Origin of the sequence: Streptomyces ossamyceticus (genome assembly GCF_001418475.1) — a bacterium.
GTDB lineage: Bacteria > Actinomycetota > Actinomycetes > Streptomycetales > Streptomycetaceae > Streptomyces > Streptomyces ossamyceticus.
In genome coordinates this window covers 1-20,761 of record NZ_LIQX01000020.1, presented here as the reverse complement: position 1 = coordinate 20,761, position 20,761 = coordinate 1, and the positions used below count along the sequence as shown (strand labels likewise).

Genomic DNA, 20,761 nt, shown 5'->3' with positions numbered 1-20,761 from the left:
AGGCGGTCCGCCGCGGCGGACTCACCCTCAGGGACGCCGTACGAGCGGGCCGGGTCGAGGTGTCGGGGGAGGGGGCCCTGGCGAAGGAGTTGCGGGAGAGCTGAGCGCCCGTCCGTGCCGACGGCCCGCCGGACCGGGGTGCATCGCCGAAGGCCCGCCGGACCGGAGTGCGTTCCAGGGTTCGGCGGGCCTTCGCGGGGGTGTCAGGCGCCCGGTGGGGGCACCCTCGTCGGGCGGCCCGAGCCACGGGTGAGGGAGTAGCCGCCGATGCCCGCGAGGGCGGCGAGTACCGCGCCGAGCGCGGTCCAGACCCAGCGGTCGCTCCACCAGCCCGACGCCCAGCCGTCGTCGGGTTCGAGGTCGGACAGGACGGCCTCGGCCGAGGAGTCCTCGTCGTCCCGCGCCGAGGTGACCGCGATGCCCGGCACGAGCGGCTTCGCCAGCGAGCCGTCGACCGCCGCCGCACCGCCGATGTCCTTGGACTCGGCGCGGACCTCGACCCCGACCGGCAGTCCGAGGTCGCCCGTGGCCAGCCGCGTCGTCGTCAGCCGGACGTAGTACGTGCCCGGCAGCGGGTCGTCGGACCACTGCTCCGACCAGGCGCGGACCGTGCGCAGCGTGCAGGACAGCTCCACGGAGGCGGCCCCCGCGTCGGCCGTGCGGGTCTGCGCCCCGTACTGGCAGGCCTGGCGGCGTCGCAGCCCGTCGTACACGTCGAGCTGCCACGTCGAGGCGGACTCGGCCGCCTCCGGCAGCTTCACCGTCGCCTTCACGGTCGGCCGCTGGCCGGCGTCCGCCGGGAACGACCAGTACAGGTAGTCGCCGGTCGACGCGCTCGCCGTCGCGGTTTGCCCCTGCTCGAACTCCGCCGCCGTACGGAAGGAGGTGCCCGCCTCGGTGGGCGCGTCACCGTTCTCCGACGGGCTCGCGGAGGGGGAGGAGTCCGCGGCGGCCGGGGAGGCGGCCAGGGCCAGCATCAGCAGGGCGGCGCCCCACACACGTGTGATCCGCATCAGTTGGTCCTCCAGACCGCGAGCCGCCAGCGCGACAGCCAGCCCCACAGCACACCCGCCAGGAACCCGACGAGCACCAGCACACCGAGCAGCCACCAGCCGCGGCCCAGACCGAAGGACGCCACGTCCGTCGCCCGGTCCGGACCGTCCACGACGTCGACGGTGATCTCCAGCGGCAGACCGGGTGTGGTCTTCACCCCGCCGGCGGCCGCGTACGAGTGCGTGACCTGGAGGCACACGGTCTCGGCGACGTCCTCGTCCTCCTCGTCCTCGGCCTCCGCCTTCGGATAGCGCAGACCCGTCGAGATGACGTCCGTACGGCCGGTGCCGGCCGCCTCGCCGCGCACGATCTCGCGGTTCTTGACGGTGACCGCACGCAGCAGCACCCCGTAGTGCGGGTTGACGTCACGGTCCGCCGCGACGCTCACCGAGGCCCGCAGCTCCTGGCCCGGCTTCACGTCCACCCGGTACCAGCGCTGCTGGTCGAACTCCTCGCGGTCGGTGAACAGACCCGAGGTGAGCGTGGGCGCCCCGGCACACGCGTCGGTGCCCTCGACGGCCTTCGGCACGACCACCGGGTCGGCCGCGCGGTCCACCAACTGGTTGACGCGGTCGGTGAGTTCGTCGCGGTGCTCGATCGAGGTGTACGTGCCGCCGGTCGCCTCGGCGATACAGCTGAGCTGGACGCGCAGCTTGGCGTTCGGGACCAGGCCGAGTGTGTCGATGGTCAGGCCGATGCCCTTGGCGGCGATCTCGCGGGCCACCTCGCACGGGTCGAGCGGGGCGCAGGTGTCCTCGCCGTCGCTGATCAGGACGATGCGCTTGGTGCCCTCGCCGCCCTCCAGGTCGTCCGCCGCCTTCAGCAGCGCGGGCCCGATCGGGGTCCAGCCGGTCGGGGTGAGCGTGGCGACGGCCGTCTTCGCCTCGGTGCGGTCCAGCGGACCCACCGGGTACAGCTGCGCGGTGTCCTTGCAGCCCGTCTTGCGGTCGTCGCCGGGGTAGTTGGCGCCCAGCGTGCGGATGCCGAGCTGGACCTCCTCGGGCGTGGCGTCCAGGACCTCGTTGAACGCCTGCTTCGCCGCGGCCATCCGGGACTGCCCGTCGATGTCCTTCGCCCGCATCGAACCGCTGACATCCAGTAGGAGGTTGACCTTGGGCGCGGTGGCCGTGGTCTCGTCGGCGACGGCCGTCGACGGGACCGCGATCCCGGCCGTCAGGGCGGCGAGCAGGGCGAACACCCCTGCTGCCAGCCGTTGTCTTGTGATCATCGGCGGATCCTATTGATCAGGTGGCCCGCGCTTCAAAACGAGACCGCCCGTTCACCCGCCGGACAACGGCACGCGCCGCGCGCCCCGAGCACGGGGAGAACGGCGGACGTTCACCCCGGCCGCAGGGCCGCCGCCGGACCGCCGCTCGGCCGCCGCCCGGTTCGGTGACGAGCCTGGCGCCGGGCCGGGTGACAGGCCCCGCACCGGGCCGGGTGGCAAGCCAGGGACAGGGCCGGGGGACTTGGTCCGACACTCGGCAGGCCGGACGTGCCTCACCGCAGCGGAGTCGGCAGTTCCGCCCAGATGTCACCCGGCCGCTCCGGCGAAAGACGCATCAGCGTCAACGCCTTCGTCGGTACCGGCCCCTCCGTCAACGTGGCCAGATCAGCGGTCGGCGGCACGTCCCGTACGGCCGCGGCGAGCGCCTCGCGCAGCACGGGCGTCGAGCCCGCCGTCGCCCCGAGCGTGCCCGTGATCAGCGCGCCGAACAGCTTGCGCCGCAGGGTGGTCTCGTCGTCCGTGACGATGCGGCCGGTCATCGCGGGCGCCGCGACACCGTGCCGGGCCAGCCGGGCCGGGCTCACCCTGATGTCCGCGAGGTCGCGGTAGACGAGCCGCACGGGGGCACCCGACGGCGAGAGCACCACCAGGACGTTCTGGCCGTGTGCCTCCAGGGCCACCCCCAGGTCGAGCAGCCGGAGGCAGACCGTGAGCGCGAGTCGGCTGAAATCCGCCAGCCACGACGGCGACCCGGGCAGTCCGGTCGTCGCCAACGCGGCCACGGGGACGACCCGCTCACCGGTGGCCGTGTCCGCGTACCTCTCCGGTGACTCCCGCAGCACCGCCGCCAGATCCGGGGAACCGGCGGTGACCGCGCCGAGCGTACGGGTCACGTGCAGCAGACCGTCCGTCCGGGAGGCGACCTCCGCCATGAAGTCCGACACGATCGCCGACGTCTCGATCGAGTAGGCCGAGATGTCCCGCACGGAGGACGTCAGCCGGGCGCTCAACGCCGTCTTCACATGCGCCCCGCCGTCCGCGAGGGCGAGGGTGCGCAACGACATCAGCGGATGCGCGTCGATCACCTCGCCCGGGGGGCACTTGAGCACATGTGCCGCCTGCCACGGGTGGACCGGCACCAGCACCCGACCGCCGTCCCGGAACCGATCCGGCCACTCCCCGACCACCAGTGCCTCGTCCACGGGCGCCAGCCCCAGCGCCACGACCTGCCGGTGCTCGGGCCCGTACGCGAGCTGATCGGCGGCGGAGAAACCGGGCCGGGAACGGCAGTTGGGGTGGAAGGGATGCCCGTCCACCACCGACTGCTCCCACTCCCAGATCCTCTCCGGCGCCCCCACCACCGCCGGCCGTCCGGCCCGCGACAGCGCCAACGAGGCCGCGCTGTGGTCGAGTTCGGCGGCGAACGCGGCACTGTGCGGCACCGCCAGCGCGCTCATCAGCCGCGCCGGACGGTCGTACGGCCGCCCGTCCAGCCACACCTGCTCGACCGGCGCGTCCGTGGCGTACGGGTCCATCGCCGGGCCGTACAGCCGACGGCCGTCCGCCAGCAGAAGCGTCACGCCGTCGCCCCCGGTCCTCTCCCGGCGTGCCACCCAGGGCAGTGGCTCGTGCGTGAGGCCCCGCCACAGCCGCGCCAGCACGGCCGCCCGGGCGCCGGGGAGCGCCGCCGCGTACGGCAGCGCCAGACCGGGGCGTACGGCGCCCAGCTCGGCGCCGAGCGCCGCCTCGGCATCGGACATCGGGTGAGGGTCCACGGACGGGCTCCTAGGGTGCGGGAACGGCGACGGGCGGGTGCGGGCACCGCGTCGACAACGGCGTACGACCACTGCCCGCCCGTCTCCGCGGCGACGCATGAGGGCGGCGGGACGCGCCACGACGGGCAGACATACTGATCACACATGCACCGTATGTGGAACGAATGGACCCCGTGGACGTCAACCCGCCCCGCGCCGACGTCGGCACCGCCGCCGACGCCCAGGCCGCCGCGCCGCTGCTCAACTGCCTCCTGCGGGAGGCGGGGGAGCCCGTCGGACCCGGTGTGCACCGCCTCGCGGCGAGCGGCCGCCTCCTGCGCGTCCGGGGCACCCGCCGCCCCGCCGACCCCGAGGTGCTCACCGACGGCACCCGCCGGCCCGCCGACCCCGAGGTGCTCACCGACGGCACCCGCCGGCCCGCCGGCCCCGAGACCGACGGCTCCTGGCACCGCAACGACCCCGAGGCGCTCACCAGCGGCCCCTGGCGCCGGCTGACCCACGCCGAGCTCGTCGACCTCACCGCCGACGAACTCCGCCTCCGCACCGGCCTGGCCAACCCCGAGCTGCCCGCCGAGATGCTCGACAGCCGCGCGGCCGTGGCCGCCTTCCTCGCGGCGCGCGCCCACGCGACGCCACCGCAGGACCCGTACCGGCGGTCCGAGCAGTCGCTGATCACCGGGCACCCGTACCACCCCGCCCCCAAGGCGCGCGGCGGCGGTCCGGCCGCCGCCTGGCTGCCCTACGCGCCGGAGGCCTACGCCGGTTTCCCGCTGACGCTGCTCGGGATCCGCGAGGACACCGTCGCCGAGGAGGGCGACACGACCGCCCTCGACGCCCTGGGCACGGCCCCGCCCGGCTACCGGCTGCTGCCCGCCCATCCCTGGCAACTCGACCTGGTGGGTGAGGAGTTGGCTGACGCCTTCGTCGACGGCCGGCTGATACGGCTGGGGCACACGACGGGCGAGGTGTGGCCGACGGCCGCGATCCGCACCGTGTACGTACCCGGGGAGACCCTGCGCGGGGGCCCCGGCGGGGCCACGGCAACGGCCCCCGCGACGGGCCCCTCTGACACGGACCTCTTCCTCAAGTTCAGTCTGGACGTGCGGATCACCAACGACGTGCGCCGTCTGTGGCGGCACGACCTGCTCAAACTGCGCCGCACCGACACGGCGGCGCGCACGGCCTTCGCCGCGCTGCCGGACGGCGCCTGGCTGAGCGACCGCGGCTACCGCACCGCCGCCTTCGCGTTCGAGGAGCTCGCGGTCCTGGTCCGCGACGGACCGGCCGGGCATCTGGCCCCCGGCACGACCGCCGTCCTGGGCGCCGCGCTCACCGAGGACACCGCGGCGTTCCCGGACAACCCGCTGGTCCGCACCGCCGCCCCCGACACCTGGTGGAGGGCGTATCTGCGGGCGGTCGTGCCCCCGGCCCTCCGCGCGTTCCACCACCACGGCGTCGTCCTGGAGGCCCACCTCCAGAACACCCTCGTCGCCTGCGACACCGCCGGCACCCCCGTCCAGGTCCTCTACCGGGACGCCGAGGGCGTGAAGCTCCTGCCGGACGTGACCCGCGAGGCGGGCTGGGAGCGGCTGGTGTACTGCCTGTTCGTCAACAACGTCCTGGAGGTCGCGGCGGCCGTGGCCGAACACCATCCCGAGGTCGACGTGTGGGCCGCCGTACGCGGGGAAGTGGCGCGGCACCGCGAGGTGCCCGGCGTCGAGGACCTCCTGCGCGCGCCGACACTGCCGGGCAAGACGAACCTGCTGCTGCGCTGGACGCGCGCCGACGGCGCGGACGCCCGCTACCTCCCGCTGCCCAACCCGTTCCGGCATGCCGACCGCTCAGGGGCGGCGTAACGTCGCGCGTGAGGGCACTCGGGTACTCCGGCCTGCCGTGCCGCACCCGAAGGGAGCCGGCGGCCGTCCACGGCCGTCCGTCCGTGGCCCGCGACGCTGGAGGTGCCTCGTGACCGGCACGAGTGACCCGGCCACCGCCGCCGATGCGCTGGACGCCGCGTTCGCGGAGACCGTGCGAGGGATCGGCGCGTCCATCGGCGCCCTCTATCTGCTCACACCCGACGAGGAACTGCTGTGCCTGCATCTGCTGTGTGGCGCGCCGGCCGAGTTCGCCGCCCCCTGGGCGCGCGTCCCGTTCGCCGCGCCGGCCCCCGTGGCGGTCGCCGCCCGCGAGGGCCGCGTGGTGTGGGTGGGCAGCCAGGAGGAGATGGCCCGCTCCTTCCCGCGCACCGCGATGGTCCTGCCGTACCCGCTGGCCCTGGCGGCCGCCCCCGTCACCGGCGCCCGACGCTGGGGGACGCTGCTGCTGATGTGGCCGACCGGCCGCCCCCCGTACATGACGGCTCGCGAGCGGGGCCACATCGAGTCCCGGTGCCGACGTCTGGCCCGGCTGCTGGACGAGGCGGAGGAGCACGACGGCGCTCCCGTGCCCGCCGACCTCCCCCGTGCCGTCCCCACCGGAGCCGGCAGGCCGTCCGTCAGTGAGGAGATGGCCCTGGCGGACTTCGTGGAGCGCCTGCCCGGCGGCAGCTGCGCCCTGGACCTGGAGGGCCGGTTCACCTATGTCAGCCGCGGCGCCGGCGAGTTGTTCGGCCGGGAGCCAGAACAACTGCTGGGCACCCTGCCGTGGCACGCCCTGCGCTGGCTCGACGAACCCGCCCACGAGGACCGCTACCGCGCCGCGGTGATCACACGCGAACCCGTGTCGTTCACAGCGTGCCGATCGCCAGGCCAGTGGCTCGACATCCACCTCTACCCGGACACCAGCGGCATCAGCGTCCGGGTCGTGCCGCGCGGCACCGCGCCCCCGCCCGTGCCGGGGCACTCCCGGTCCACGAGCACCGTGACGCCGGCCCGCGCGGGCCGGCTGTACCAGCTCACCCACCTGGCCGCCGCCCTCACCGAGGTCGTCGGTGTGCAGGACGTCGTCGACGTGGTCGCCGACCAGGTCATGCCCGCCTTCGGCGCCCAAGGGCTCGTGCTGTCCTCCGCCGAGGCCGGGAAGCTGCGCATCACCGGCTACCGGGGCTATCCCCCCGAGGCCATCGCCCGTCTCGACGGCCTGCCCATCGACACCGCGTTCACCCCGGCCGGGCGCGCCCTGAGCAGCGGGGTCCCCGCGTTCTTCGGCGAACCCGGGGAGATGGAGCGCCTCTACCCCGAGGCACCCGTCGCCAGCGGAAAGCAGGCCTGGGCGTTCCTGCCGCTGATCATCACCGGCCGGCTGGTCGGCATCTGCGTCCTGTCCTACGACAGCCCCCACGAGTTCCAGGCCGAGGAACGGGCCGTCATGACCTCGCTCGCCGGGCTCATCGCCCAGGCCCTCGACCGCGCTCGCCTCTACGACACCAAGCTCGAACTCGCCCACGGCCTCCAGCAGGCGCTGCTCCCTCGCACCCTGCCCACGGTCCCCGGTCTGCGGACCGCCGCCCGCTACCTTCCCGCCACCCGCGGCATGGAGATCGGCGGGGACTTCTACGACCTGATCCGGTTCGGCGACACCGCCGTCGCGGCCGTCATCGGTGACGTTCAGGGCCACAACGTGGCCGCCGCCGCCCTCATGGGCCAGGTCCGCACCGGCGTCTACGCGCACGCCACCCTCGGCACACCGCCCGGCGAGGTGCTCGCCCGGACCAACCGGCTCCTCACCGACCTCGCCCCCGACCTGTTCACCAGCTGCCTCTACGCCCACCTCGACCTCGACGACGGCCGGGTGACCCTCGCCAGCGCCGGACACCCGCCGCCCCTGCTCCGCCTGCCCGACGGCGACACCCGGCCCCTCACGGTCCCACCCGGACCCCTCCTCGGCATCGACCCGCACGCCGTCTACCCGGTGACGGAGATCCCGCTCACCCCGGGGATGACGCTCGCCTTCTACACCGACGGTCTCGTGGAGACACCCGGCATCGACCTGGACGACTGCATCGCCCGCCTCGCACAGCACCTCGCGCGCGCGGACACCCGTGACCTGGACGTGCTCATCGACGAGCTGGTCGAGAAGGCCGGCCCGGCCGGCCAGCGCACCGACGACATCGCGCTGCTCCTGCTCCACCACGAAGGAAGCGGTGGAGTGCAGAGCAGCGGGGGAGACCACAGCGGTTGACACCACAGGGAACCCTGCGGTGTCAGAGAATCCGGTGCGCCTCGGGTGCGCCTGCGTCCCGGGTCCGCGTCGAGGGAGCCCGTTCGGCGTCGAGGGAGCCCGTTCGGCGTCGAGGGGCCCGCGCGGTCAGCCGGCCTTCTGCTCGCGCTGGTCACGCAGTTCGTGGACGGTGGCGGTCAGGGTGCCGTCCTGCTGCTCGTAGTGCGACAGGGCTATGCCGAGGCCGAAGAAGGTGGGCGCCCACTCGCCGACGAACAGGCCCCAGCGGTCGGCGCGGGCCAGTCCCGTGCCGGGCTCCATCTTGAGGGAGCCCGCCCAGGCGACGACGGTCAGACCGATGGACGCCATGGCGGCCATGTAGGCGTGCTCACTGCGGATGCCCATCTCGTGCATCTTCTTGATGACCATGATCGACTCCTCGTGGGTGGGGGATGTCCGCTCCGCGGGCGAGTGCCCGTGACCGGGACGGCCATGCGTCGATTCATCAGAAATGACCGTTATGCGAGGTGTGGGATGTGAGGTGCGGGCGACCGCGGTCACTCCGCGACGTGGCGTTCGATCCAGTCGGCCGCGGCGCGGCGGAAGATCCGCCGGCTGTCCGCGCGCAGGAAGTCATGGCCCTCGTTGCGCAACAGCAGCAGCTCGGCCTCCAGGCCCCGCTCGCGGGCCGCGCGCACGAACTGCTCGGACTCGCCGAGCGGCACGTTCGTGTCGTGCTCGCCGTGGACGGTGAGTACCGGTACCCGCAGCGCGTCGATCCGGGTCATCGGGGACAGTGAGTGCAGCAGGTCCCGGTCGTGCTCGGGATGGCCGTACTTGTGCGCGGCCGACTCCGCGATCCACGGCTCGGTCCCGGCGTAGAACGTCGCGAAGTCCGACATGCCGCACGCCGCGACACCCGTGCGGAACAGCTCGGGGTGCCACACGAGCGAGGCCATCACCAGATAGCCGCCGTACGAGCGGCCCATGACGGCGAGCCGCCGCGGATCGGCGAGCCCCGCCTCCACGATGTGGGCCGCGCAGTCGGCGACGTCCTCGATCGCGGCGAACCGTCCCGTGCCGAGATCGGCGTCGACGAACGACCGACCGTGCCCGGAGGAACCGCGCACGTCCGGCGCGAAGATGTCGAGCCCCCGGCCCGACAGCTCGTGGTACAGCGGGTTGAACACCGGCCGTTCCTGCTCCTCGGGACCGCCGTGCAGATGGATCACACACGGCGCCGGCTGCCCCGGCGCCCGGCCCGGCGCCCGGTAGTACCAGCCGCTCAGCGGCAGCCCGTCCCGCGCGACCGGCCGCAGGGGCACGGGACGCACGGGCGAACGGCCCGGCGGTACGGCGTCCTCGTCACGCGACGACCACGTGGTGCGCCGCGCGGCGCCCTCCGAGAGCCACCACATGCCGGGCCGCCGCTGCGAGCCGGACAGTGCCAGCACCAGCTCCGACCCCCCGCCGGCCCGCGCCATCCGGGTGACCACCTCGTGGGGCAGCGACACGGACCGCCGCACCCCCACGGAGGCGACGCCCGCGGTACCCGAGACGGTGGTGACCTCCAGTTCGGTGGCCCCCCGCACGTTCCAGGCCAGGGCCGCCGTGGACCCGTCGCGGCCGAACGTCAGCAGCTCCAGGCCGCACCCCTCGCGCTGCGCGGTGACGGTGATCCCCTGCTGCTCGCCTCCGGGCGCCAGCCGTACGGCGAACAGCGCGGCGAACTCGCGGGCCGCGTCGCTGCGCAGCCACAGCGTCGTGGCGTCGGGGGAGAAGCGCCCGATCCACGGGTCGCCGTCCGCGACGGGCAGCGCGAACGTGGTCCGCAGGTCGCAGGTGCGCACGACGAGGGCCTCGCGGCGGCCGCGCGGGCCCCGGCGCACCAGGGCGAGCCGGCCGTCCCGGCTGAGGTCGCACACCCGCAGCGTGGCGGCGCCGCGTTCCACGGCCAGCAGCGCGGGTGCCACCGCGCCCGTGGGGTCGACGAGGTAGGCGGCGAGACCACCGGCGGCCTCCTGGTCGCGCTCCTGGTCGTGTTCGCGGGCGGTCCCGCCCTCGCGTTCCGCGAGATGCGCGGCCGGCCCGGCGTCGCCGTAGCGCGGACCGCCCAGCAGCACGGCCCGGCCGTCCCGCACGGCCCAGCCCGGCGGACGGGCCGGCGTGTACGTGTGCGGGTCGGCGAGGCCCGGCTCCGCGCGGGCGGGTGACTCCTCCGTGTCACCCCCGGCCGGCAGGAGCACCGGCTCGGCGACGGTGACGGCGACCGCCGACCCGTCGTGCTGCCAGCAGCCCAGGTACGCGGAGCTGCCGGGCTCGGCACCGGCGAGGACGCGCCGCCCGGTGCCGTCGGGCCGTACGCACAGCACCCGGGTGTGCTCGCCGCCTCCGGGGGCGGTGGTGTAGGCGATCCAGCGGCCGTCCGGCGCCCAGGCCACCTCCTTGACCGGGTGGGGATCGGAGTCGAGCAGATGGACCTCGCCCCCGTCGACCGGCCCGGTCCACAGCTGCGGCACCCCGCCCCGGTCGCAGATGAACGCGACCTGTCTGCCGCTGGGGTCGACGGAGGGGTACCAGCAGCCGTGGGACCGCAGCGGCTGCGGTGTGTCCCGCGTCCCGGCGGTCTCCGGCAACGGCACCGGTACGGGAGCCGTCGACGCCGGGGGCGCCAGGGCGAACGCCCCGGACCACGCGGCGGCCGGGGCGACCGCGACCGAGGCCGGGGGCGCGGTGCCGTGGTCCAGGGGCAGCCACGGCACCCCGTCGAGGGCGTCCTCACCGGCGTGGGCGCCGAAGGGGGGCGCCGCCGACGGGTCCGACGGGGCTGCCGTGGCCGGGCGCGGGGATCGGCTCCCCTGCGCCCCGGTCAGCTGATTCCGTGCGTTTGCAGCCATATCTCCAGCAAAGCTATCTGCCACAGGGCGTTCGCCCCACGCCTGGTGCGGTGCTCGTCCGGCGCCGACAGCAGCTTGGCCACGTACGCGTCCTCGAAGACACCGCGCGACGTGGCCTCGGGAGCCGTCAGGGCCTCGGTCACCCGGTCGAGTACCGGACCCGCCATGTGCATGATGGCGGGGACCGGGAAGTAGCCCTTGGGCCGGTCGACGACCTCCGGGGGCAGGACCTTCCGACCGGCGGCCTTGAGGACTCCCTTGCCCCCGTCGGCGAGCTTCAGCTCCGGCGGGCAGAGGGCGGCCAGCTCCACGAGTTCGTGGTCGAGGAACGGCACCCGGGCCTCCAGCCCCCAGTCCATCGTCATGTTGTCGACCCGCTTGACCGGGTCGTCGATCAGCATCACCTCGGCGTCGAGCCGCAGCGCCGCGTCGAGGGCGGTCTCGGCACCCGGGCGGGCCATGTGCTCCCGTACGAAGCGGCCGGACACGTCGTGGTCGGGCAGCATGTGCGGCCGGACGATCCCGGTGAGGTCGCCGTGCGAGCGGTCGAAGTACGTCTCCGCGTACGCCTCGTGGGCCCGCTCCCTGGGCGCGGCGGCCATGTCCGGGTACCAGTGGTAGCCGGCGAAGACCTCGTCGGCGCCCTGGCCGCTCTGGACGACCTTGACCTCCTTCGCCACCTGCTCGGACAGCAGATGGAAGGCGACCACGTCGTGGCTGATCATCGGCTCGCTCATCGCCTCGACCGCCGCGTCCAGCGCCGTCGACACCCGGTCCGAGGGCACCATCAGCTGGTGGTGGTCCGTGTCGAAGTGCCGGGCGACCAGATCGGAGTAGGGGAACTCGTCGCCCTCGACACCGCCCTCCGACTCGAATCCCACGCTGAACGTCGCGAGGTCCGTCTGTCCCTCGTCGGCCAGCAGCGCCACGATCAGGCTGGAGTCGAGACCGCCCGACAGCAGGACGCCCACGGGGACGTCGGCGACCATGCGGCGGCGCACGGCGGTGCGCAGCGCGTCGAGCACCGCGTCACGCCAGTCGTCCGCGCCGAGCCGCGCGTGCTCCGGCACGCGGCTGTACGACGGCTGCCAGTAGCGGATGTCCCGCTCGCGGCCGTCGGGCTCCACGACCCGCACGGTGGCCGCTGGCAGCTTCCGCACCCCGCCCAGGACGGTGCGGGGCGCGGCCACCGTGGCGTGCCAGCTCATGTACTGGTGCAGCGCGACGGGGTCGAGGGAGGTGTCGACGCCGCCGCCCGCCAGCAGGGCCGGCAGCGAGGACGCGAAGCGCAGCCGCCCCGGCGACCGGGCCAGGTACAGCGGCTTGATGCCGAGCCGGTCCCGGCCGAGGACGACCCGCCCGGTGTCCTGCTCGACGACGACGAAGGCGAACATCCCGAAGAAGTGGTCGACGCAGTCGGTGCCCCACTGCTGGTACGCCTTGAGGACGACCTCGGTGTCGGAGTCGGAGAAGAAGCGGTGGCCGAGTCCGCGCAGTTCCTCGCGGAGCTCCTTGTAGTTGTAGACGCAGCCGTTGAAGACACCCGTGATCCGGCCCGCGGAGTCGGCCATCGGCTGGGCCCCGCACTCGGACAGGTCGATGATCTTCAGTCGCCGGTGGCCCAGGGCGACGGCGCCCTGCGACCACACGCCCCTGCCGTCCGGTCCACGGGCGGCCAGCCGGTCGGTCATGCGTTCCACGGCCGCCAGGTCCGGCCGTCCGCCGTCGAAACGGATCTCTCCGCTGAGACCGCACATCAGGCCGCACCCCCTCGCGGAGTGACGCCGGTCGTGCCCGGCGACGAGTGGGCGCCCGGCGGGCACCACCCGGTCTGATCGTTGTCGGTCTTGCTGGTGGGCATGTCGAACTCTCCTTGATCGCAGGCGGCACCGGCGCCGAGGAGCGGACCACGACCGCTGCTGGTGGGGGCGCCCCTGACGCGGGGCGCGGACCGGTGACCGTCTTTCCGCATGGCTGTGCGGTTCAGCCCCCGATGGCTTCCACTGGGCCCGATGCCATGGGCCCTCGCACCGTCGTCGTCGCGGCCGCCGCGACGGGCCGCCGGACGGGCGCGGGCGCGAGGCGTCGGCCCCTCTCGCCGCGGGTCTCGGCGACGACCGTGTCCACGGCGGCGCGCAGGCCGTGGACCTCGGCGATCCGGCGCAGCCGGTGGGCGGCGCTGCCGCGGGCGAGGGTCTCCGTCATGAGCAGGCGTACCGTGTCCCAGTCGCCGCAGGCCTCCAGGGCCGGGCGCAGCCGCCGGAGCATGCCGCGCAGGACGACGGGGGCGGGCGCGGCCAGCCGGGTGTCGGGATCGACCAGGGGCCCCTCCAGCCCCGTCCGGGCCGCCCGCCACGCCGCTGCCCGGAGCCACTCGTGCCGGCCGTCGCAGACCTGGTCCCCGCGCTCCAGGCGGAGCCGCGCGTCCTCGACGAGGGCCCGGAACAGCCCGGCGACGAGCACGACCGTCTCGGTGCGCGGACAGGCGTCGCAGATCCGCAGTTCCAGGGTCCGCTGGTGGTCGGAGGGCCGCAGGTCGTAATAGACCATTCCCGGGTCGCTGATCGCTCCGCCGCGGATCAGGTCCGCGACGGCGGCGTCGTAGTCGGCGGCCGAGGGGAAACAGCCGACCGGCCCGGCGGTGGGCCAGCGCTGCCACAGCATGGTGCGCCAGCTGGCGTACCCGGTGTCGGCGCCCATCCAGAACGGGGAGCTGGCGGAGAGCGCCAGCAGCGGGGGCAGCCAGGGCGAGACGGCGCACATGACGCGGACGGCCGTGTCGCGGTCGGGTATGTCGACGTGGACCTGGGCGCTGCACACGAGGTGCTCGTCGGAGACCCGCCGGTACTCCTCGGCCATGGTCCGGTACCGCGGGTCCGGGGTGGGGTCACCCGGCGTCAGCCGCGCGAACGGTACGGTGCCGGCGGCGGCGACGGCCAGCCCGAGAGGGGAGGCCGCCGCGTCCAGCCGTCGCCGTGCCCCGGCCAGATCGGCGCGCAGGGTCTCCAGCGAGGTGTGCACCCGGCTGTTCCACTCGACGGCCGACCGTTGGAGCTCCGGCTTGAAGCCCGGTCTGCGCAGACGACCGAGGACCGCGTCTGCGCCCGGGACGAGTCGCCCGCTCTCCAGGTCCAGCACATGGAACTCTTCCTCAACGCCTACCCGAACGGCCACGATCTCTCCCTCTTCCGTTCCCGAGATCGCCCGCCGGGCAGGGGACCCGCGGCGACCGTTGCGCCATGCGAGTTCCCGGCAAAAGCACAAATAAGCCTCGACTCTTGCCCACCTGTCGTTGAAGGGTCACATATGAGCGGGCGGTGAACGCCGCGCTCGACAGCCGCGAGCAGCGCCCGGCCGCCGGTCGTGGACCGTCCGACGCGTGAGAGCCTGACCCCTGATCAAGATCGATGTCGAGCATCACGTCGAACACGGGGGCGAGTCATGACCATCGACCGGCCGGGACTGCCCGGCGATCTCCCACCGGCCGAGGTGCTGTGGGCGCGCTGGTCGCTCATCGCCGTGCTGGAGGCCACCACGGCGGACGAGGGGGAGGCCCATCACCGCACGGGGACCTGGGTGGACGACGAGGGACTCCACCTGGACGACTGCGGCTGCACCTGGTGGACCTTCGAACAGCGGGGCGAGGGGCGGTACGTTCTCTACGGCGAGGACGAGTCCAGCGGCGTCAAGTGGCACGAACCGCCGGTCGACATGCTCGTCGGCGCCCCCGACTGGCTTCCGCACGAGTCGCTCCAGGACCTGCTGAAGGGCTGGCAGCTGGGCTGCGTCTACTGGTACGAGAACGGCGCCTGGGCACGTGCCCCGTACCCGGCGACCCTGCACGACGACGGACTCGACTGCGGCATGAGCCGCTTCGTCGACCGCAAGGACGTGCTGAGGACGATCGCCGACTCGGACCACGGCGCCATGCCGGCCCACGACGCCGAGACCCTGCTGACCCACGCCGAGGCCCACCGGCTCACCCCCGACCTGCTGATGTCCCTCGTCAACGCACCCGACCGGCGTGAGCCGGACAGGCCCGCCATGACCAGGGCGCTGGAGCGCGCGGGCCTGAATCGGACACAGTAGCGATCACGCTCGGTTACTATGCTCACTTCATGCCGGACACTGGAAGCCGGAGCGGACGACGAGGCGGGTGACCCGAGGACATGCTGAGAGAGGTCACCGCGACCCGCTACGTCACGCCCCTGCGGTCCGGCGGCTCCGTCCCCGGTGTCGTCGAGGCCGACGACCTGGGCACCTATGTCGTGAAGTTCACCGGCTCCGCGCAGGGCCGCAAGGCGCTGGTCGCCGAGGTGATCGTGGGGGAGCTGGCGCGAGCGCTCGGGCTGCGGTTCCCGGAGCTGGTCCTCGTCCACTTCGACCCGGCGATCGCCGACGACGAGCCCCACCAGGAGGTACGGGAGCTGCACGGGGCGAGCGCGGGAGTCAACCTCGGCATGGACTACCTGCCGGGCGCGAAGGACTTCACCCCCGAGGTCGCCAAGGCGTTTCCGGTGGATCCGGCCGAGGCGGGCAGGATCGTCTGGCTCGACGCCCTCACCGTCAACGTCGACCGCACGGTCCACAGCTCGAACCTCATGGTCTGGCCCACCCTCGGCACCGTCCCCCCGCGGCTGTGGCTCATCGACCACGGCGCCGCCCTCGTCTTCCACCACCGCTGGGACGCCTCGGACCCCGCGAAGGCGTACGACTTCCGGCACCACGCCCTCGGCCACTACGCACCCGACGTCCGCGCCGCCGACGCGGAGCTGGCGCCCGAGGTCACCGAGAGCCTGCTGCGGCGGATCGTGGCGGAGGTCCCCGACGCCTGGCTGGCCGCAGAGGACGGCTTCGCGACGCCCGACGCGGCGCGCACGGCCTACGTCGACTACCTCCACGCGCGCGTGCGGGCCTCCGCGACCTGGCTCCCCACGGACTTCCCCTCCCGGGAGGAACTCGCCGCCGAGGAGGCGCTCCGCGCGGCGCGAACACAGCGAGGCCGCCCGGACTGGCTCAAGCGGGTCCCCGATCTGCACGGCAAGCCGGCGGCGGAACAGGATTGGTCGGTGCATCTAGGATGACGGACCCCACGGACGCGGCGACCGGCACGCCCCCGGCCTCCCGGCGCGTGTCGATCGAGTACTGCACCCAGTGCCGCTGGCTGCCCCGCGCCGCCTGGCTCGCCCAGGAGCTGCTCACGACGTTCGAGGCGGAGCTGACGGAGCTGTCCCTGAAACCCGGCACCGGTGGCGTCTTCGTCGTCCGGGTCGACGACGAGGTTGTCTGGGACCGCCGCGAGCAGGGCTTCCCCGAGCCGACGGCGGTGAAGAAGCTCGTACGCGACCGAGTGGCCCCGGGGAAGACCCTGGGCCACTCGGAGCGCTGAGGCCCGGCGGGCCTCAGCCACGCAGCCGCTCGTACGCCGGCAGCGTCAGGAAGTCCGCGTAGTCCTCGTCGAGAGCGACCTGGAGCAGCAGGTCGTGGGCCTCCTGCCAGTGGCCGGCGGCGAAGGCCTCCTCGCCGATCTCGGCGCGGACGGCGGCCAGCTCCTCGGCGGCGACCTCGCGGGCCAGCTCGGGCGTGGCCTTCACGGACTCTCCCGCGTGCTCGAACTCGACGCCCGCGTTGATCCACTGCCAGATCTGGGAGCGGGAGATCTCCGCGGTGGCCGCGTCCTCCATGAGGTTGAAGATCGCCACGGCGCCGAGGCCGCGCAGCCACGCCTCGATGTAGCGGATACCGACCTGGACGGCGTTGACGAGGCCGTCGTAGGTGGGCCTGGCGTCGAGCGAGTCGACCGCGATCAGGTCGGCGGCCTCGACATGGACGTCCTCGCGCAGCCGGTCCTTCTGGTTCGGCCGGTCGCCGAGGACCTTGTCGAAGGACTCCATGGCGATCGGCACGAGGTCGGGGTGGGCCACCCAGGATCCGTCGAAGCCGTCGTTCGCCTCGCGATCCTTGTCGGCGCGGACCTTCTCGAACGCGACCTTGTTGACCTCGGGGTCCCTGCGGGACGGGATGAACGCCGCCATGCCGCCGATCGCGTGCGCGCCGCGCTTGTGGCAGGTACGGACGAGGAGTTCGGTGTACGCCCGCATGAACGGGGCGGTCATCGTGACCGCGTTGCGGTCCGGGAGGACGAACCGGGTGCCGCCGTCACGGAAGTTCTTCACGATGGAGAACAGATAGTCCCAGCGGCCCGCGTTCAACCCGGAGGCGTGGTCGCGGAGTTCGTAGAGGATCTCCTCCATCTCGTACGCGGCCGTGATCGTCTCGATCAGCACCGTGGCCCGGATCGTGCCCTGCGGGATGCCGACGTGGTCCTGGGCGAAGACGAACACGTCGTTCCAGAGGCGGGCCTCCAGGTGCGACTCCGTCTTCGGGAGGTAGAAGTAGGGGCCCTTGCCGAGGTCGAGCAGCCGCTGGGCGTTGTGGAAGAAGTACAGGCCGAAGTCGACGAGGGCGCCGGGCACGGGCGTGCCGTCGGCGTCGACGAGGTGGCGCTCGTTCAGATGCCAGCCGCGCGGGCGCATGACGACCGTCGCCAGCTCCTCGTTCGGGCGCAGCGCGTAGGACTTGCCGGTGCGCTCGTCGGTGAAGTCGATGTTCCGGGTGTACGCGTCGGCCATGTTCACCTGGCCCAGGACGACGTTCTCCCAGGTCGGGGCGGAGGCGTCCTCGAAGTCCGCGAGCCACACCCGGGCGCCCGAGTTGAGCGCGTTGATGGTCATCTTGCGGTCGGTGGGGCCGGTGATCTCGACCCGGCGGTCGTCCAGGGCGGCGGGCGACGGGGCCACTTTCCAGGAGTCGTCGGCGCGGATCGCGGCCGTCTCCGGGAGGAAGTCCAGCGTGGAGGTGCGGGCGATCTCCGCACGGCGCTCGGCGCGGCGGGCGAGCAACTCGTCACGCCGGGGCGTGAACCGGCGGTGCAGCTCGGCCACGAAGGCGAGGGCCGCGTCGGTGAGGATCTCTTCCTGGCGGGGCAGGGGCTCGGCGTCGACGATGGCCAGCGGGGACGGCGCTGGTGCGGACATGAGCTGTCACTTCCTTCAGCGGGCGTGGCACCGGGTGTCAGTCGACCCGGGTAGGGCTGGGAGCGCCTCCGGGTTCATGGGAGCGCTTCTGGGCAGTGGATACTAGTTTCCTCATGGTGGAAGTTCAATGTTTTGTTGATGTCGAGATTCTCCGGGTCGAGGCAAGGTGGCGCAGGGTGCCACTCCGCTCACACACCGCTCATTCGAGATGGGTGAGGTCGGCCTCGGTGTCGATGTCGTACGGCCGCGCCACGTCCCCGCACTCGACGAGCGTGATCTCCTCCGCGTGCGCCTTCAGGTAGGCGCGTGCCCCTCGATCGCCGGTGGCAGTCGCAGCGATGCCCGCCCAGTGCTCGGCGCCGAAGAGGACGGGGTGGCCCCGTTCCCCGCCGTAGGCGGCGGCCACGAGCGCCTTGCCCGCGCCGGCCGGCCCGTACGCGGCGAGCACCCGGGCCACGGCCTCCGGTCCGATGCCCGGCTGGTCCACGAGCGACACCAGCGCCGCCTCGGCGCCCGTGCCGGCGAGCGACTCCAGTCCCGCCCGCAGCGAGGAGCCCATGCCGTCGGCCCACCGAGGGTTCTCCACCAGGACGCAGCCGGGCAGTTCGGCCCGGGCGCGTACGGTCGCCGCCTCCGCCCCGAGGACCACATGGATCCGCGCACACCCGGCCGCCCGCAGCACCGCGACCGCGTGTTCGATCAGGGGGCGTCCATGATGGAGGAGCAGCGCCTTGGGGCGCCCCCCGAGCCGCCGCCCGCCGCCCGCGGCGAGCAGCAGCGCGGCGATACGAGGTGACGGGTCGCCGCCGTGTCCGTCTTGGCTGCCGCCCTGTGCGCCTTGGCCGCCGCCGCGTGCGCCGTGGTCGGCCGTCTGTCTGCCCTGGCCGACGGCCGGTCGGCGGCCGTCGCGTCCGGTCTGCGGGTCGCCTCGGTCCGCGGGCGGCCGGTCGTTTCGCCCTTCTGTCCGCCGGTCGTTCTGCGCCCCTGCCTGTCGGGCGCCCTGACCTGCGGTCTCTGCGTCGTCTCGGCCTGCGGGCCGCCGGTGGTCGTGTGTCATGCGCCCTGCATACCCGAACCGGCGGGCAAGTGCCCGTGAACCGGGGGCCGGTGGCGCCCGTCGGGTGGGGAATCCTTGGGGCTGAATTTCGGTCCTCGGTGTGGCGCTCGCCATACCGTTGGCGTTTACTGGCCCGCGCCACCCTCGGCGGACGACCTACGCCAGGGGCGGCCGGTCGTGCGACGGGGCGCGGCCGGGTCTCGCGCGCGACGGTGTTGCGTGAGGGGGGAGAGCTGGGTTGCGGAGCTTGGGGCAGAGGCCAGTGACCGGCAGTGGCGAGGATGCGAGGGTGGCGGAGCTGCGGTCCGCCGTGTCCCGGTTGCGTCGTGAACTCGCCGCGCATCCCGCCGAGTTCCCGGATCGAGGGATCGCGGAGGACGAGTTGGCCGCGCTGGCGGCGATGGTCGTGAGCGGCATACCCGAGGTCCCGCGGTTGCGACGGTCCCTGCTGTTGATCGCGGGGGCGATCGGATCGGTCAGCGCGCTCGCGCGAGGGCTGGGGGAGGTCCGGACGGCGGTCGACCTGTTCGGCGAACCGCCGGGCCGGTGACTGGCGGGTCGGTGACTCCTGGGCCGGTGACCGTCGGGGGTTTCGCCCCCGCCGTCCCCGGCCCTCCATCACCCTCACCGGTGGGTCGCCGCCTCCCGGCCGGCTACTCCTCCGGTTCCCAGGCGCGGAGCAGGTCGAGAAGCCCGGCGTCCCCGTCGATCCGCACGGCGTCCGCCGTGATGCGGTCGTACAGAAAGAGGATCAGCTCGCCGGCCGTGCCGTGGACGGAGACGCCGACCGCGTCCGGCCCCTCGCCGGCGCCGGAGGTGGTGGTGGGCAGGCGCTCGGAGCGTGCGCCGTCCCCGTCGACCGTCAGGCGCCAGGAGGACCCCTCGGTGGCGTGGAAGTCGAAGGCCGTGGGCTTGTGCGGCCAGGCGGCCGTCGTCGCGCAGCAGGTGGACAGGAACTCGTCGACGCCGTCGAGCGTCACCGTGTCCGGCAGTGGCCGCGGTGCCCCCAGGGTGACCTGGACGTCGTAGGTGTGCACGGCGGTCTCCTGGACCCGGTGCCGGGCGACGCCACCGGAGGTGCGCGGCGACTGCGACGTGCCCCACCAAGTCCAGCAGCCGGCGTCCGGGCCGGCCTCCCGCAGCGCGCGCACCAGCAGCCCGGTCGACTCGGCCAACCAGACCGACAGGGCTTCGGGATCCCGCGGCGCGACCAGGGCGGCGCGCTCGGCGACGGCCTCGGCCGCAGGAGCGTCAGCGGGTCCCGCGGCGACGAGGGCGGCCCAGAAGCGATCGCCTCCGCCCAGGTGCTGTGCCAGGTCGAACAGCGTCCACCCGGGACAGGTCGGCACCCGCGCGTCGAGGTCGGGCGCGGCGGCGACCGCGCCCCGGAACGCGATCGACCGTTCGTCGATCAGCCGCAGCAGGTCGGAGAACTCAAGTGTCATGGCCACACCGGGTATCTATCACCGCACCCCGGCGCCCGGACAATGAATTTCGGCGCGGACGCACGCGCCGCTCGACCCGCAGTCGGACGACCGATGAAGGGAGGGCCGCAGGCCCGACCCTTCAGGGGTGCGAGGCTGTGACACATACGGCTCCGCCGCGTGGGCGCGAAC

16 protein-coding genes are annotated in these 20,761 nt (G+C 73.6%); 6 read left to right on the top strand and 10 right to left on the bottom strand.

Translation table 11 applies throughout. The features are described 5' to 3' along the window. Window positions 1–203: 203 nt before the first annotated feature. The 3 genes from AOK15_RS01870 to AOK15_RS01860 all read right to left on the bottom strand — a co-directional run bounded on the left by AOK15_RS01870 (window position 204) and on the right by AOK15_RS01860 (window position 4,041). Window positions 204–1,013 carry a hypothetical protein gene (locus AOK15_RS01870; protein WP_055511996.1) on the bottom strand — a complete coding sequence of 270 codons (810 nt, stop codon included), beginning with the start codon at window positions 1,011–1,013 and terminating at the stop codon, window positions 204–206. Further along, window positions 1,013–2,281, bottom strand: a complete 1,269-nt coding sequence (locus AOK15_RS01865; protein WP_107099316.1) for a VWA domain-containing protein — start codon at window positions 2,279–2,281, stop codon at window positions 1,013–1,015. The genes AOK15_RS01870 and AOK15_RS01865 overlap by 1 nt, the downstream gene beginning before the upstream one ends. A 272-nt stretch (window positions 2,282–2,553) precedes the next feature. After that, the gene (locus AOK15_RS01860; RefSeq protein ID WP_240508266.1) at window positions 2,554–4,041 is read right to left on the bottom strand and encodes an IucA/IucC family protein; all 1,488 of its coding nucleotides are present in this window, start codon (window positions 4,039–4,041) and stop codon (window positions 2,554–2,556) included. Window positions 4,042–4,220: 179 nt separating this feature from the next. Here AOK15_RS01860 and AOK15_RS01855 point away from each other — a divergent pair, with 179 nt between their 5' ends. Together AOK15_RS01855 and AOK15_RS01850 are read left to right on the top strand one after the other, a co-directional pair. Continuing rightward, window positions 4,221–5,912, top strand: coding sequence for an IucA/IucC family protein (locus AOK15_RS01855; protein ID WP_055511991.1), 1,692 nt, complete (start codon window positions 4,221–4,223; stop codon window positions 5,910–5,912). Window positions 5,913–6,021: 109 nt separating this feature from the next. Then, the gene (locus AOK15_RS01850) at window positions 6,022–8,175 is read left to right on the top strand and encodes a SpoIIE family protein phosphatase (RefSeq protein ID WP_055511990.1); all 2,154 of its coding nucleotides are present in this window, start codon (window positions 6,022–6,024) and stop codon (window positions 8,173–8,175) included. Between the two features lie 126 nt (window positions 8,176–8,301). On the opposite strand, the gene AOK15_RS01845 is transcribed toward AOK15_RS01850, so the two are convergent. The 4 genes from AOK15_RS01845 to AOK15_RS01830 all read right to left on the bottom strand — a co-directional run bounded on the left by AOK15_RS01845 (window position 8,302) and on the right by AOK15_RS01830 (window position 14,225). Further along, window positions 8,302–8,583: a hypothetical protein gene (locus tag AOK15_RS01845; RefSeq protein WP_055511989.1), complete on the bottom strand. Its 282-nt coding sequence runs from the start codon at window positions 8,581–8,583 to the stop codon at window positions 8,302–8,304. A 128-nt stretch (window positions 8,584–8,711) separates the two neighbouring features. Next, window positions 8,712–11,051, bottom strand: coding sequence for a S9 family peptidase (locus tag AOK15_RS01840; protein ID WP_055511987.1), 2,340 nt, complete (start codon window positions 11,049–11,051; stop codon window positions 8,712–8,714). Beyond that, window positions 11,024–12,808, bottom strand: coding sequence for an N-acetylglutaminylglutamine amidotransferase (locus tag AOK15_RS01835; protein ID WP_055511986.1), 1,785 nt, complete (start codon window positions 12,806–12,808; stop codon window positions 11,024–11,026). The genes AOK15_RS01840 and AOK15_RS01835 overlap by 28 nt, the downstream gene beginning before the upstream one ends. A gap of 226 nt (window positions 12,809–13,034) precedes the next feature. After that, window positions 13,035–14,225 (bottom strand): carboxylate-amine ligase, encoded by a 1,191-nt coding sequence (locus AOK15_RS01830; RefSeq protein ID WP_055511985.1) that lies wholly within the window; start codon window positions 14,223–14,225, stop codon window positions 13,035–13,037. Between the two features lie 267 nt (window positions 14,226–14,492). Between AOK15_RS01830 and AOK15_RS01825 the strand changes: the two genes are divergently transcribed. From AOK15_RS01825 to AOK15_RS01815, 3 genes are all read left to right on the top strand, one after another. Further along, window positions 14,493–15,140, top strand: coding sequence for a hypothetical protein (locus AOK15_RS01825; RefSeq protein ID WP_055511984.1), 648 nt, complete (start codon window positions 14,493–14,495; stop codon window positions 15,138–15,140). 80 nt (window positions 15,141–15,220) lie between these two features. Then, window positions 15,221–16,135 carry a HipA family kinase gene (locus AOK15_RS01820; protein WP_055511982.1) on the top strand — a complete coding sequence of 305 codons (915 nt, stop codon included), beginning with the start codon at window positions 15,221–15,223 and terminating at the stop codon, window positions 16,133–16,135. Then, on the top strand, window positions 16,132–16,440 hold the full coding sequence (locus tag AOK15_RS01815; RefSeq protein ID WP_055511980.1) for an Rdx family protein: 309 nt from the start codon (window positions 16,132–16,134) through the stop codon (window positions 16,438–16,440). The genes AOK15_RS01820 and AOK15_RS01815 overlap by 4 nt, the downstream gene beginning before the upstream one ends. Window positions 16,441–16,453: 13 nt before the next feature. Here the strand turns inward: AOK15_RS01815 and aceB are convergent, their stop codons facing one another. Both aceB and AOK15_RS01805 read right to left on the bottom strand, forming a co-directional pair. After that, window positions 16,454–18,088, bottom strand: coding sequence for a malate synthase A (gene aceB, locus AOK15_RS01810; RefSeq protein ID WP_055511978.1), 1,635 nt, complete (start codon window positions 18,086–18,088; stop codon window positions 16,454–16,456). 199 nt (window positions 18,089–18,287) lie between these two features. Continuing rightward, a complete protein-coding gene (locus AOK15_RS01805) occupies window positions 18,288–18,875 on the bottom strand; it encodes a nucleotidyltransferase family protein (protein ID WP_055511998.1) in 588 nt (195 codons plus the stop codon). 532 nt (window positions 18,876–19,407) lie between these two features. Here AOK15_RS01805 and AOK15_RS01800 point away from each other — a divergent pair. Then, entirely contained in the window at window positions 19,408–19,695 is a 288-nt protein-coding gene (locus AOK15_RS01800; RefSeq protein ID WP_055511975.1) for a DUF5955 family protein, read from the top strand. A gap of 103 nt (window positions 19,696–19,798) precedes the next feature. On the opposite strand, the gene AOK15_RS01795 is transcribed toward AOK15_RS01800, so the two are convergent. Next, complete coding sequence (locus AOK15_RS01795; RefSeq protein WP_055511974.1) at window positions 19,799–20,590, bottom strand: maleylpyruvate isomerase family mycothiol-dependent enzyme; 792 nt, start codon at window positions 20,588–20,590, stop codon at window positions 19,799–19,801. Window positions 20,591–20,761 lie beyond the last annotated feature (171 nt).